The 14,738-nt window shown below is 30.1% G+C and carries 10 protein-coding genes and 1 CRISPR repeat array; of the genes, 5 read left to right on the forward strand and 5 right to left on the reverse strand.

Annotated elements, in window-relative coordinates:
- Nucleotides 1-289 precede the first annotated feature (289 nt).
- Nucleotides 290-654: direct repeats of the CRISPR family, unit length 36 nt; unit sequence GTTGTAGATACCCTTCAAAATAAGGGCTTTCCCAAC.
- Nucleotides 655-790: 136 nt separating this feature from the next.
- Nucleotides 791-4,432, reverse strand: coding sequence for a type VI-B CRISPR-associated RNA-guided ribonuclease Cas13b (gene cas13b / locus AWN65_RS03295; RefSeq protein WP_060381855.1), 3,642 nt, complete (start codon nucleotides 4,430-4,432; stop codon nucleotides 791-793).
- A 146-nt stretch (nucleotides 4,433-4,578) separates the two neighbouring features.
- Here cas13b and AWN65_RS03300 point away from each other — a divergent pair, with 146 nt between their 5' ends.
- A complete protein-coding gene (locus tag AWN65_RS03300; protein ID WP_060381856.1) occupies nucleotides 4,579-5,115 on the forward strand; it encodes a DUF1697 domain-containing protein in 537 nt (178 codons plus the stop codon).
- 32 nt (nucleotides 5,116-5,147) lie between these two features.
- On the opposite strand, the gene AWN65_RS03305 is transcribed toward AWN65_RS03300, so the two are convergent.
- Both AWN65_RS03305 and AWN65_RS03310 read right to left on the reverse strand, forming a co-directional pair.
- Entirely contained in the window at nucleotides 5,148-6,902 is a 1,755-nt protein-coding gene (locus AWN65_RS03305; RefSeq protein ID WP_060381857.1) for a cytochrome-c peroxidase, read from the reverse strand.
- 180 nt (nucleotides 6,903-7,082) lie between these two features.
- The gene (locus AWN65_RS03310) at nucleotides 7,083-8,534 is read right to left on the reverse strand and encodes a hypothetical protein (protein WP_060381858.1); all 1,452 of its coding nucleotides are present in this window, start codon (nucleotides 8,532-8,534) and stop codon (nucleotides 7,083-7,085) included.
- A 260-nt stretch (nucleotides 8,535-8,794) separates the two neighbouring features.
- Here AWN65_RS03310 and rocD point away from each other — a divergent pair, with 260 nt between their 5' ends.
- Entirely contained in the window at nucleotides 8,795-10,039 is a 1,245-nt protein-coding gene (gene rocD / locus AWN65_RS03315; RefSeq protein ID WP_060381859.1) for an ornithine--oxo-acid transaminase, read from the forward strand.
- A 147-nt stretch (nucleotides 10,040-10,186) separates the two neighbouring features.
- Here the strand turns inward: rocD and AWN65_RS03320 are convergent, their stop codons facing one another.
- Nucleotides 10,187-10,498 (reverse strand): DUF2752 domain-containing protein, encoded by a 312-nt coding sequence (locus AWN65_RS03320; protein WP_060381860.1) that lies wholly within the window; start codon nucleotides 10,496-10,498, stop codon nucleotides 10,187-10,189.
- Nucleotides 10,499-10,546: 48 nt separating this feature from the next.
- Here AWN65_RS03320 and AWN65_RS03325 point away from each other — a divergent pair, with 48 nt between their 5' ends.
- Nucleotides 10,547-11,092 (forward strand): Smr/MutS family protein, encoded by a 546-nt coding sequence (locus tag AWN65_RS03325; RefSeq protein ID WP_060381861.1) that lies wholly within the window; start codon nucleotides 10,547-10,549, stop codon nucleotides 11,090-11,092.
- Nucleotide 11,093: 1 nt separating this feature from the next.
- Here the strand turns inward: AWN65_RS03325 and AWN65_RS03330 are convergent, their stop codons facing one another.
- Nucleotides 11,094-12,014: a hypothetical protein gene (locus AWN65_RS03330; protein ID WP_060381862.1), complete on the reverse strand. Its 921-nt coding sequence runs from the start codon at nucleotides 12,012-12,014 to the stop codon at nucleotides 11,094-11,096.
- 84 nt (nucleotides 12,015-12,098) lie between these two features.
- On the opposite strand from AWN65_RS03330, the gene AWN65_RS03335 reads away from it, so the two are divergent.
- A complete protein-coding gene (locus AWN65_RS03335; protein ID WP_060381863.1) occupies nucleotides 12,099-13,754 on the forward strand; it encodes an MFS transporter in 1,656 nt (551 codons plus the stop codon).
- 83 nt (nucleotides 13,755-13,837) lie between these two features.
- The gene (locus tag AWN65_RS03340) at nucleotides 13,838-14,725 is read left to right on the forward strand and encodes an EamA family transporter (RefSeq protein ID WP_060381864.1); all 888 of its coding nucleotides are present in this window, start codon (nucleotides 13,838-13,840) and stop codon (nucleotides 14,723-14,725) included.
- Nucleotides 14,726-14,738: the final 13 nt, after the last annotated feature.

Here is a 14,738-nt window from a genome sequence, read left to right on the forward strand (position 1 = left end):
TTTGGCTGATTTAGTTGTAGATACCCTTCAAATAATCATTCACGAACTCCTATAAAAAAACAATAGAAACAGCGTGAGTAAAATAAGGGCTATCACAACAGATGTATGTCACTAGACAATTTCCAAGTAGTTGTAGATACCCTTCAAAAAAAATGAATTCGGTTTCAAATGCCCACGCGCCTCCTGGCTACATCGCTAAAATAGTCCACTGGACTATTTCTTAACGCTCGTCCCTCCTTCAAAATAAGGGCTTTCCCAACCTTTTAAATTTAGAAATTATGCCAAATAAGTTGTAGATACCCTTCAAAATAAGGGCTTTCCCAACTTGATGAATTAAATCAAAAATTAGCTTAAAGTTGTAGATACCCTTCAAAATAAGGGCTTTCCCAACAACCCCCGTTGCCGAGATATTCAAAACCGCAGTTGTAGATACCCTTCAAAATAAGGGCTTTCCCAACGCGAACGAGTTTATAAAAGAGAGGCTAACGTTGTAGATACCCTTCAAAATAAGGGCTTTCCCAACAAGCTGGGTATTTTGAATTAGACAACCAAGTTGTAGATACCCTTCAAAATAAGGGCTTTCCCAACGTCGCAGAAGCACAAAAGAAGATAGCGGAAGTTGTAGATACCCTTCAAAATAAGGGCTTTCCCAACCTAAGTGTTGGTAAGCCTCTCGTAGTAAGGGATTACTACAATTTTTTATACAAAAAAATGAACTTTTTCTGAACTTTATACCCCAAAGCTACTCCTTTTTTTAAATCCTTCTCAAAATATCAAAGAGCAATAGCTTTTAAACTATTTCTTTAGCTTTTTTTTTGTTTTCCCATAATTCTGTTGTTATGGTTTCAAAAACTCGGTTGAAATAGCAAGCAAAGTATTCTTCTTCTTTTTTTGGAACAAAACGAGTCGCTAAATCGTAAATAAATTTAGGTGGATATTGATTGTGCGCCATTTTGTTGCGAATGATAATTAAAACAAGTGCTTTTTTAATTAAAACATTGGTTATTTTGTTATAATTCTCTTTAGTATTAACTATTTTGGCTTTTTCATCCTCATCCATATTTTTTATTTTTTCCTTCAACTTTTCAGTATTATAATCATAATATTTAATTAAAATTTCAATATCTATGTTTTCTAAATTTATGATTTCAGATTCATTTTTTAATAAGGCTTTTGTAATGTAAAGTTTAAAATTAGGGTGTCTTTTTCCTTTTTTATCCTCAATTTCTAAATCTTCAGGATGAGTAGCATTATTAGAAAAATCATAAAATTTATCTAAAATCTGTTTCTCTAATTCTTGTACTTGTTTTAGTAGTTTTTTACTACGCACTTTTTCATACTCTTGCAATTCCATATTAAGTGCGGTATAGTGCAATTCTTTATAATCGTTTTCATTTTCCTTCTCAGGTTTTTGTAAGGCATACGTCCACGTTCTATCATCATAAGTAAGTAGCGTGGCTATTTTTTCATCTTGCAGGGCTCTCTTGTATTTTCCTATGTCTTTCAGTTTCGGATTAGCAGTAATCCTATTATTTTGTAAAGATAAATGGATGACTTTATTCCATAAGAAGCTATCGTTGCGCTTTTGGTAAGCTTTGGCATCGGCTTTTATTTTTTCTCTATCTGTTTTGGAAACATAAAAATCTGATAAGGATTTGTCTAATGGCTGATTGAACAAGTCTTGATACAAAGTATCTACCATTAATTTTAAATAATAGTCTTGAATTTTTACTTTGTTAATCGCTCGTAGGTTTTTGTATTTTTTCTTTTTATCATTCTCTATTTTGTCTGGTGTCAATTCATAAAAAGATTGATAATTGTTGTATTGATAAGATGCGACAAACCAAGAAGCAAACTCATCTGGATTTGGTTTTTTAAACGGAATCATTGTAGGTTTCTCGTCAAATATACCGCGGGATAAATTGATGGCATCAGCATATAAATTGTTTTTCTTTTCTTCTAATTCTTTAATTATAAATTGGCGTTTTTGAAATACAATGAATATATAGTTGAGCCTTTTTGATAATTCTTTTTTTAAAATTTTTGGTGGTAACCCAATAAACCCATTTTCTAAAAAAGTAGATTCAGTATTCAAGAAGTCTTCTTTTAATTTTAAATATTCTTTATAGAAATCAATAAAATTACCATGCTTGAGAAATAAATTTTTTAAGTCTTTTGTTAAAATACAATCTTCTTTTAGGTTAAAAACAGTTTCTAATAAGGCTATACAGTCATTTTTTTTATCTTCAAAAAAGGCTAAAAATGATTGTAATTCGTTATGCATGTACCCTTTCCATAACGATTTGTTTTTCATAAAATGGATAAGGTCGCTGGCTAACCAATTAGCTTCTTGTCCAATTTCGTTACGATAAAATACATATTTACGTTGGAGTTTATTATCATCAACTTTATCTTTTGGCTGATTCTTAAATTTATATGTATTCTTATTTCTGTTGTAATTGTCTACTTCAATTTCATGTTGCTTAACATTTAGAAGTTTTTCTTGTGTTAACGTTAATTCTTTTTGAAGAGCATTTTTTAAACGAGGGATATCTATGGGTTGATTTTCAAAAGTAACTGACGTGTCTGTGCTTATTGTTTTTGTTAATGTAGTTGGTATGTTGTCTTTTTGAGGACTATCAAGGGTGAAATCTCTGATACTTTGGTATTGTTCTCTTATTTTTTGAGCAATTTTGTTTTCAAGTTCAGCTCCTTTAATATCTTTAACAATCACTTCATAAAGCATACTAGGCAGTTCGTTGCAGCTTAATAACCCTATAGTACTTCTTTGTTGTAAATCTTTTACACCAATTTCTTTTTGAAGCATTGCTATAATAGCATCTTTAGATTGTTCTTTGTTATACTTTTCAAAAGTAAGATTCCTTTTTCTGTTTTGACTTTGCGCTTTTTTCTTTTGGTTTAGATATTCATCTAAGTTGTTACTTCTGCTATCTATATAAAAAGGTATATTGTTATTAGCCATTACATAACTGGGACTAGGAAATAAAGGAAAACGACTAAGGTCTATATTGGAAGTTTCTTTTAAGTATACGTTTTTTTTATATTCAGTAACTAGACCCAGTTTTTCAAAAAGATGGATTTCTTTTTTGATGATTCTTTCGGAATCAAATTGGATAGATTCCAATATTTTCTTTTGACGATCTTTAATATAGTCGCCAAAATTGACCATAAATCGCAATGTAGGTAGTTCGGCGTATTCATCTAAAAAGCGCATTGCAAAATAGTTGAACTTATTTTCATAGCGTTTGCGAATGACTTTGTGAGAAACTATTGATGAAAAAGTTGAGTCCTCATTTTCTGGATTCTCACGCATATACTCATTTATGTCTTCTTCAAACTCTTTCTGTTGTTTTTCAGAAAGAGTTTCGTAGATTTCATTTGGTACTTTACTCAAGTAGTCTACTATTTGAGTTAGTAGAGCTTCTTTTGTATTAGTATTTGTTAAGCTGTGTGTAGTATTGTTTTGTTCAAGTGTGCTAACGCCTTGGTCTGTTTTTATACGATGTTTTAAACCTTTAAAATTGTAATATGAATACGACCAATGTGTAATCATGTATACAATATTGTTTTTATTTAAAGAGATTTCTTCTTCCTTAATAGTGTTTACTTTTGCCTTAAATCCTTCTAATCCAGATGTGAAAACTTGAAACTCTTTTCGATGTAAAAAGAAAGAGATTAAAAAGACTAATCCACTTTGGGTCAACGTAATCGATGTTTCTTCGTTTGGTTTAGATTTTCTATATTTTCGTAAAGAAACTGTTTTGTTTTGTTTATCATCTGTTTTGTTTTCCTCTAAAAAAGGTCTTAGACAGTGATTGAAAACTGCATTTTCTAAATTTTCTTCTAATAGTTTTTTGCCTTTTTTAATTAACTCTTCTCTTTTTTGATTTTTTAATTGTGTTAATTCAGGTCTAAATTTTTCTTTTAGTAGTTCTCTAGAGGTATCGTTTTTTACTTTCTTTTTTTTAATTGTAATTAAAACATCTAATAAGGTGTCATCTAAAAAATCATAGACTTTGGGATTAATAGTGATGGGTTTGTGATAATGATGTGTATAATAATCTCTTAATTTTTTTATTGTATCAAGTAACAATTCGAAAATTTCTCTGGTTTGTTCAAAGTTATGATTAGTATGCTTTTGAATTCGTTCTAAAACAGGAAAGTAATTACTTAATAAGTTTAACGCATGCTCTCTTTTGGCAACTGATTTTTCTTTGTTGAAATAATCTTTAAAAACACTTGCTAATTCATTATTGTTGTGATTAAAATTAATCCTTGTTTTGAACTCTTTGCCAACTTGTCTTAAATTGTCGTCAGCATTATTCAAAAAGCCACCAAAAAAGTATTTGTCTTCTTGTTTGTAGTGGTTAAAAGTTTTTTGTTTGTTATAAGATTCATTTTTTGAACTCATTGTAGATGTGTTGGTTTTATAGTTGTGTTTGACTGTTCTAAAATAAGGAATTATTTAAGGCTTTTTAAATTTTATCTTGTGAACTTTTTAAATTAATCTAAATTTGTTATTCTATCTCTTTTGATAATTTTTTAAAAAAAGTAATAATGAAAAAACACCTTGCACTCCTTCGCGGTATAAATGTATCAGGACACAATATGATAAAGATGGATGATTTGAAAGTTTTATTGGAGCGAATGGGGTTTGAAAATGTGGTGACTTATATCCAGTCAGGAAATGTGTTTTTTGAATGTGAGGAAGCAAATGGTCCTTCGGTAGGGTTCAAAATCAAACAAGAAATTTTTAAGGAATGGGGCTATGAAGTACCTGTAATGGTTTTAGGGAAAGAAGATTTAGAAGGAGCTCTTTCTAATAATCCATATTTAAAAGAAAAGGAAGCTGATCCTTCAAAAATATACTTTGCTTTTTTGAATAAAGAACTAAATGAAAGTGCTATTCATGATTTAAAAATAAGTCAGGTTAAACCAGATGAGGCAACAGTAGATAAGAATCGGATATATTTGAAATATATTAATGGGGCTGGTAAAACCCGAATGGATAATAAGTATATAGAAAAAAAATTAAATGTACTTTCTACAATTCGTAATTTTAATACTGTAACTAAGTTGTTAGAAATGTTTTAAAAATACCTGAACAATCCATAGTGGTTTTAGAACTATGGATTGTTTAAGGTTTGTATAAAACGAATTATGTTTTGCATTTCTTCTTTAGATAAAAGGAGCGGATTTTGGGCTAAAGTTTGGTGTTCTACTATGATTCCGTTTCCTTTGCCACCTCCTTTATTGTAAAAATTAATGACTTCTTCTAGCGTGTTAAAAACACCGTTGTGCATATAAGGAAAGGTAATCGAGGCATTACGAACGGTTGGTGTTTTAAAAGCATATTTTTTGAGTGGTGCTTTTGTAATATGATATTCTCCTAAATCGGGATCTATTTGTTTTGAATGTATACGGGAGGGAACACCTAATATTTCGCTTTCTGTTTTTTGGTATAAAGGAGGAATGCTGCCATTAAATAAAGGAAAGAAATGACAAGTTGCGCATTTTGCTTTTCCCATAAAAAGATTAAAACCTTTTTTTTCTTGTATGGTTAAAGAAGCTTTTTCTCTTAGATATTCATCAAATTTAGAATTTAGTTTGGATAGACTTCTGACAAAACTAGCAATGGATTGTAATAAATTTTCTTCGGTTATATTTTTTGAACTAGGGAAAACTTTATGAAAAAGATTTCGATACATTTGGTTTTTATTAAGTTTTTTAAGGGCTAATGTAAAGCTACCGTGCATTTCATCGGGATTATTTATAACGGCTTTGGCTTGATCTTCTAAATAACGAATGCGATTGTCTGCAAATTGGGTGTTTTGCAATCCTGCGTTTAATAAGGTTGGCGTATTGCGTGATGTTTTATTTGCAACGGCTTTCGTTTTGTGGTCTGCATAAGCCTGGTTAGGAATGTGACAACTGGCGCAGTTTATTTGATTATTGCCACTCAAAATTTTGTCAAAAAAAAGTTGTTTGCCCAAGTGAATTTGTAATTTGCTAGGGTTTTTGTTGTAAAAAGGAGCAAAGTAGTTTGGGTCGTAAGCTTCTGTTTCAAAAGGCGTTTTTTTATTAAAATTAATAGCTGTTAAAAAGGGATTGTTTTTAATATGCAATTTTTGTTGAATTCGAAAGATATTTTGAAATATCGGATTGGCGTATTGTGTGATAAATACCGCACGATCAAAGGTGTTGAACGAATTGTTTTTTTTGAGGTAAGATATTGCTTTACTAATAGCTGTATTGAATGATTTATCAAATTGAAAACCGTTAATAACTTCTTGAATACCTTTTAAGGAACTTTGTGCTTCGGGTAATGAATGTAGCGCTAGAGCGGAGTCAAAACCTGTAATTCCTAAGCTTAGAACGCGAAGTAATTGTAATTTTTGAATTTCAAATATGTTGCTGTCATTTAATTGTAAGTTGTTAATTTGTTGGGTTAATACTACGAGATGTCCTTTTAGTATTTCAATGTTTTCTAATAACAGAATTTTGTTAATTGAAGGGCGGAATATTAGTTCTTCAATTTTTTGAAATCCTGTGGCATATTCTATTTTTCTATTGGTTTCGTTGAGATCATTTTCGTCAATGGGAGCACCGTTTATTTTTATAAAACTACTAGGGAAATAGTAAGCAATAAATTCTTCTGATTTTTTAAAAGCTAACCGAGTTTTTTGGAATTGATTTCGTAATTGATCCGCTGTTACATTTTTTTTTGTTATTTCTTCAAATGTATTTATTTCATTAGTAAAGTACTTGAAATTAAGTTTGAGTAGGTTTTGCGTGTTTTGTATGCTTTGTATGGATTGGTATTGATTTTTTTTGCAGGAGATAGAACAAATGAATAGGATTAAAAAGACTATATTTTTCATGAAAATTGGGTTAGTAAAAAAAAAGAGACTGCTTTTACTCTTTTCATCTTTATCATAAAGACTAATGTATAATTAGAATTTAATTCGTTTAATAGTTTGGTTCTTGTTGAACAACAGATGATAGATGAATATTCTTTAGACAGTCTCTAGGTTTCGTTTATAGAATGTATTTAGAAAGGATTATCTTGGTAAACCATTAATAAGAATAACCTGGCTTCCTTGTTTTTCATCTGGGCGTAAACCGCCACCATCTTTACCTTTAAAATCCTCTTTTTCCCAAGAATGGGGTTGTATAGATAACATAAAGGTATTGTCTTTTCCAATAATATCAGAAATGTCTAATAAAGCACCATATTCCCAAGAGCCTTTGGGCGATTTAGCACCTAAATACTTATCAGAAGTGTCATTTCGTCTGTGATCTAATTCAAAAACTACTTTTAGTGTTTTTTTAGCGATATCATATTGATAAATATATGCGTCATGTGACTCGTCACCATAACCATTAGCATCTTCTTGTAGATACACATAGTTTTTTGTAACACAAATATTATCTATGTTTTGAAATGTTTTTGCTAAACCTGATTTGTTATCACCGTCTAACATAACAGTTAATTTTCCTTTTAAAGGATTGCTAGGATCTAATTCTAAACGATACAATCTTCCGTATTTAGTTCGGGTATTATTTGCGTTTACTCCCGTATTGTTTTGACCTGTAACATTAAAATAAATCTCTCTTTCTTTTCCTGTGGTTTTATTCCAGTCAAGATCTTCTACACGTCCAAAAATAATGGCATTTGCGGCTTGGGCTGCTTGATTGTTTTGTAAGCCTGTATTGGTTTTAGCGTTTGTAATTTCAACGAACTCTATGTCATAGGTGTTATTTTCAGTCATTTTAGTTTCAATAGATTCGTTATCTGTACGTTTGATTACATATACTTTTCCATTGTTTAAATCGCCTGTTGTTGATTTATACATTACCAGTTGACCTCCATAATCTTTGTTGTCATCATCTCCAATCATAATAATGGTTTGACCAGCGTAAGCATTTTTAGACAAAGGAACTGCATTTTCAGCACTCCATCTACCAAAAGCAGGAATGGTTTTAGGAATACTGGCATTTATGTGAGTATCAGTAGGCGCTATTTTATGTACAAGAGATTCACTATCGCTTTCACCACAAGTTAAAAAGAAAGGACCAAAACCGTGAATTTCAGGCATTACTAAAGTAGCAGAACAAAGTCTTGTTCCTGCACCTTTAGAATTTAAAACATACTCACCAGCAATAGGTTTAAAGGTTTTATCAAAAGTTATTTTAGAAACAGAAAAATTATCTTCATTGTTTACTAAAAAGGTAAAACTGTCGTCTGGGTTTTTTATAAGTCCCGATCCGTCTGCGGAACCCCCAAAAACGAAGCTAGGAGAATTAATAAATTGGTCTTCACTTGAAAATAAAGAATAGGTTTGAATACTTGAAAACTCAGGCATTGTTTTTATAAGAGCAGGAGTTTTAGAATGGTTTTTAAATTCAATACGAGTATTTTCAACTGCTGAATCCGTGTTTGTGTTTTCCTCTCTATTACAAGCTATTACTGATATAATAATAGAGGTAAAGAACATGTTTTTTAAGTTCATAAATTTATTTTTTGTTTTGGCAAACCTACAAGCTTTATGTTAGCTAAACGTTTGTGTTTTTTTTTTAGATTGTTATATTACGATTTCCTTATAGTTAAAAAATAAAAATGTTTGTTAATAAAATGTTTCTTGAAAAAGATCAGATGTTTGAAATTGAATTGTTTGGAGAATGATCGTAGAAATTTGTACTTTTGACGTTTATAGGGTTGATTTCTCACCATAAGAAGGAATTGCGATTTTACCAATCAATAAGAATTATTATGTCAGTTTTAGAAAAATTAAGTTCAGCTGAAGCTATTGCATTAGAAGACAAACACGGAGCACACAATTATCATCCACTACCAGTAGTCTTAAGTAGAGGAGAAGGAGTGTACGTTTGGGATGTGGAAGGTAAGAAATATTACGATTTTTTATCAGCGTATTCTGCCGTAAATCAAGGGCATTGTCATCCAAGAATTGTCGATGCTATGGTAAAACAAGCTCAAACATTAACTTTAACTTCAAGAGCATTTTATAATGATAAGTTAGGTGTTTATGAACGATACGTAACCAACTATTTTGGTTTTGATAAGGTATTGCCAATGAACACAGGAGCTGAAGCAGTTGAAACAGCTTTGAAATTGTGTCGTAAATGGGCTTATGAAAGAAAAGGAATTAATGAAAATGAGGCTCAAATTATAGTTTGTGAAAATAACTTCCACGGAAGAACAACCACAATCATTTCATTCTCTAATGATGAAAATGCTCGTAAGAACTTTGGTCCTTATACAGCAGGATTTATAAAAATTGCATACGATGATTTAGAAGCTTTAGAACAAGCAATTACGTCATCTCCTAATGTTGCAGGTTTTTTAGTAGAACCTATTCAAGGAGAAGCAGGAGTTTATGTTCCTAGTGAAGGATATTTAGCAAAAGCAAAAGCATTATGTGAAAAACATAATGTATTGTTTATAGCCGATGAGGTTCAAACAGGTATTGCTCGTACTGGCAAATTACTGGCAGTACATCATGAAAGTGTTCAGCCTGATATTTTAATTTTAGGAAAAGCATTATCAGGAGGTGCATATCCTGTATCAGCTGTATTGGCTAATGATGGTATTATGAATGTAATAAAACCAGGTCAACACGGATCTACTTTTGGAGGAAATCCAGTAGCTGCAGCTGTGGCTATAGAAGCTTTAGAGGTGGTAAAAGAGGAGCAACTAGCCGAAAATGCAGAACGTTTAGGGAAAATATTTAGAGAAGAATTAGCTAAATTTATAGAAACATCGAATGTAGCTACTTTAGTCCGCGGTAAAGGGTTGTTAAATGCTGTTGTAATTAATGATACAGAAGAAAGTGATACAGCTTGGAATATTTGTGTGAAATTGGCGGAGAAAGGCTTATTGGCTAAACCAACACATGGCAATATTATTCGTTTTGCACCACCTTTAGTGATGAATGAAGAACAATTAAGAGATTGTGTTGCTATAATTATAGATACTCTTAAAGCGTTTGAAAAATAAAAACTAATAGGCTGTCTACAAAATAAGCATAGAAAATCTTATTTTGTTTATTTAATAACACGAAAAGCTTCATTTTTGATGCTATTTCTTACTGTTAGGGTACAAGATGAAATGATACAATTATTATCTTGTAGACAGCCTCCTTTTTTATGTTAAATGTTTAATAAAATAAGAAATAAACATAATAATTAAGTTTATATAGCCTAATGATCGGATGTATTTATTAGAAAAACTAAAAGCTTTATAATATTGTCCAGTTATTAGTAATACATAAGGCAGTACGCTAAAAAGAGGAGGATACATAAAAAAAGCATTTTTAAACTCTCCTTTTAGTAATAAAATAAAAGCTCTTTGTGCCCCACACCCCAAGCAATCTACTTTAAAAACCATTTTAAACAAACAAGGAATCATAAAATCGTTCATGATTATTTTTTCTACCCATGTAAAAACAAAGTTCATTGCAAAATTAAATATTTACTTCCTATTTTTGTCAAAAAAAAAAAAGTTATGTTTTCCAAAGGAGATAAAGTATCCGTTTTAGATGATAATATTAATGGAGTAGTAATTAAGATAGCTACAGATCAAGTTTGGATAGAAACAGAAGAAGGATTTGAGTTACCTTTTAAAAATAACGAATTAATCTTGATTGGAGAATCAGGAATGGATTTTTCTACAACAAATTTTTATGCAATAAAAAAAGAAAAAGAAATTTCTAAACCTAAAAATTTTATAAAAGAAAAGAAGTCTAAAAAAGATGAAACTATTTTAGAAGTAGATCTTCATATAGAAAAATTAGTACAAAGTACTAAAGGCATGAATAATTATGATATTTTAAATATTCAAATTGAAACAGCACAAAGACAGCTAGATTTTGCAATAAAAAATAAAATTCAGAAAGTGGTACTTATTCATGGTGTTGGAGAAGGGATCTTGAAAGCTGAATTAGATTTTCTATTAAATAAATATAGTTACATCAGCTTTCAAGAAGCTAGTTTTCAAAAATACGGTTTTGGTGCAACAGAAGTATATATTAACCAAAAAAATTTTTTGTAAACTAGTTTATAATTTCGCCAAATTCATAATCTCCATTAGGATTTGGACTGTATGTTTTAATCCCATTCTTAAAAAATACTTTTCTGAGTTTTATAACATGACGATAAGTGGTAGAGGTTTGTTGAGTGGTTTCTATCACAATAATACCATCGTTATCTATTGTCCCGTTTTGTGCAATCCATTCTCCAGTTAAACTAGGACTTGTAGGAGGGATAGATTGACAGAAAAAATTACTATTTAAATTACCATTGTAAACTCTATAGCTTATTTTATTAACGTTATTTATTAATGCCGTTTTTGTACCAACCGTTTGGTGTTTATATAAATTAGGATCTATATCTAACAATAAGGCGTTATTATTATTGTATTTAAATATAAGGTTATTTCCAGAACAATTTTGCATAACAGCATTTTTATAATCAAATTTTAAATCAATTAAATCAGTTGTGTAATTGCCAAAATCATATTGATCATATACCAGTTGTTTGTTAGGGGTGTTGAATGTTATATTTTTAAATAAGATCTTGTGGTTGTAACCTACTATTTTAGAAGGATCATTGGTAGAGATTATTTTGTTAGAAGTTATTTCAATAGTCCCGCCCGATACGGTCCATTGTTCTGCAATAGGAACACTGCCCGTAGAACAGATTTCATTACTGCTAATTGTAGAATAAAACTTTTTATAAACTAAATTATGAGTTGTTCCAATAGTGTACGTTTTAGTTCCTTCTTCATTAGGAAAGCTTGTTTCAGGAGTAATAAAGATAAGAGCTTCTCTATCATTAATTTTATATAGTGTGTTAGTATTGTTACATTTTTGAGTTGTAATGCTACTGAAATTAAATGTTTCCTCTATTATATTCCCATCATCACAAGAGTTAAGTAGTACTAGTGAAGTTAGTAAAAACCAAAAATTTTTCATATTTCTTAAATTTAAAACAAAAATACAATTTTAAAATTTTAATCAAAGTTATTGTTATATTTGGATCGCTAACTAAAAAGATTTATGAATTCACAAGTAACAAAAACAAATTATCCAGCTTTATATACCCTGGTAACGGTTTTCTTTTTTTGGGGTTTTATTGCTGCTGGAAATAGTATTTTTATTCCATTCTGTAAAAATTATTTTTCTCTAGATCAGTTTCAGTCTCAGCTAATAGATTTTGCATTTTATACGGCATATTACTTAGGAGCTCTATTATTATTTGCTTTTGGAAATGCTAAGGGAAAGGATATTGTAGGAAGTTGGGGGCATAAAAAAAGTATAATTTATGGGTTGTTATTTTCTGCTTTAGGAGCAGGAGCCATGATTTTAGCCGTGAAAGGAAGTATTTATGCTGGAATGTTAATAGGTTTGTTTATAGTGGCACTAGGTTTTTCGTTGCAACAAACAGCCGCTAATCCTTTCGCCATTTTATTAGGAGATCCTAAAACAGGAGCAAGTAGAGTAAATTTAGGAGGAGGAATTAATTCATTAGGAACAACAATTGGGCCAATAATTGTAGCTTTAGCCTTGTTTGGAACAACCGCTACAGTTTCAGATGATCAAATTAAACATTTAGAATTAGATAAAGTTATTTTTCTTTATGTGTGCGTAGGTTTACTATTTGTAGGTTCAGCAACATTGTTTTATTTTTCTAAAAAGGTACCCTCAGGAATTTCTAATGAACCTATGGAAAAAGCTAATAAAGCCTTAATGACATTGGTCGTTATGACCATACTTTTAGCCGCTTGTTTTACCTTTATTTTTAAAACATATCAGAATGTAAATGATTTAAATTCGTCTGATTTATTAGATTTAAATAAGTATAGAATGAACTGGCTAATTGGAGCTTTAGTAGTAGTTCTAGGCGGCATTTTTTATGCTTATACATCTGCTAAGAAAAACCCTGAAGGCTGGGGAGCTATGCAGTATCCTCAACTAGTATTAGGAATGTTGGCTATTTTTGTTTATGTAGGTGTTGAAGTTTCTATAGGAAGTAACCTAGGAGAATTATTAAAATTACCTGAATTTGGTAGTTTACAATCTTCTGATATTGCACCTTACATATCTATGTATTGGGGAGGTTTAATGATAGGACGTTGGGCTGGTGCTATTAGTGTTTTTGATTTGAAAGTAATTAAAAAGATAATAGCATTAATTGTAGTCCCTCTAATAGCATTTGGAATAGTATTAGGGGCTAATATACTTTCTGGTAAAGATATGAAACCTTTATATTTTTATGTTTTATGTGTTCTATTACAAATTATAGCCATGTTTTTATCTAAAGATAAACCAGCAAGAACATTAATGATCTTTGCCTTATTTGGTCTGATGGCTATGCTGATAGGTTTGTTTTCAACAGGTATTATTGCAGTTTATGCGTTTTTAGCGGGAGGATTAGCTTGTAGTATTATGTGGCCAGCAATTTTTAGTTTATCTATTTTTGGTTTAGGAAAATATACTTCACAAGGTTCCGCTTTTTTAATCATGATGATATTAGGTGGTGGAATAATACCTCCTATTCAAGGTAAAATTTCAGATTTAATAGGTATACATAATTCATATATTGTAGCTGTTCTTTGTTTTGCCTATTTAACATTTTTTGCAATTCTAGTTAAGAATATATTAAAAAAACAAAATATTGATGTTGACTCAATAGAAGTCAAAGAAGGACATTAGAACTTTGAAAAATATTAATTTTAGAAAAGGATAAAAGGAATTGAGTATTTTTATCCTTTTTTTATAATTATAAATCTGATTTTATGAACCTTAACAAATATTTTGTAGCTGCCTTTTCATCCTTCTTTATATGGGGCTTTTTTAGTTTGGCGATAAAAAAACTTCATGCTTATCCTTCTTTAGATATATTATTCTACCGCGTTTTTTATGCCACCTTTTTGTTGTTACTCATTAATTTGTTATTCAGAAAACACGTCGTTTTTAATAATTTTAAAACGTTTAATGAATTAAGTATAAAGATCAAGAAAAAAACAATTTTTTTAACCGTTTTAGGAGGTTTGTTACTTGTGTTAAATTGGTTTTTATTCATGTATTGCGTAAATCATGTTAGTATACAATCTGCTTCATTTGCCTATCTAATTTGTCCAATAATTACAACAATATTAGCTTATTTTATACTCAAAGAAAATTTGAATAAAGGACAATGGATAGCAGTAGGATTATTTATTATTAGCTGTGGTATTTTATCTTATGGACATATTGAAGATTTGATCTATTCCTTAATAATTGCATCAACCTTTGCAATGTATCTTATAAGTCAAAGAAAAAATAACCAGTTTGATCGTTTTGTGGTATTAACAATTCAATTGATAATTTCATCATTACTGTTATTGCCTTTTTATTTTTTTTATAAATCAGAAACTCCTATAGTATTATTATTTTGGGAGGTAATGACTCTTATAGTCATATTATTTACCATCCTTCCTTTGTTTTTAAATTTGTACGCCCTTAAAGGTGTTGACTCAAAAACAGTAGGTGTTCTAATGTATATTAATCCACTGATTAATTTCTTTTTAGCATTATTTTATTTTAGAGAGGAAATAAATCTAATTCAATTAAGTGCTTACTTATTAATAATAGTTGCTATAATTTTATTTAACATCAATTATTTTGTAAAAAAGGAGGGTTGATTTTTTACACAAA

Source organism: Flavobacterium covae (assembly GCF_001534645.1).
GTDB lineage: Bacteria > Bacteroidota > Bacteroidia > Flavobacteriales > Flavobacteriaceae > Flavobacterium > Flavobacterium covae.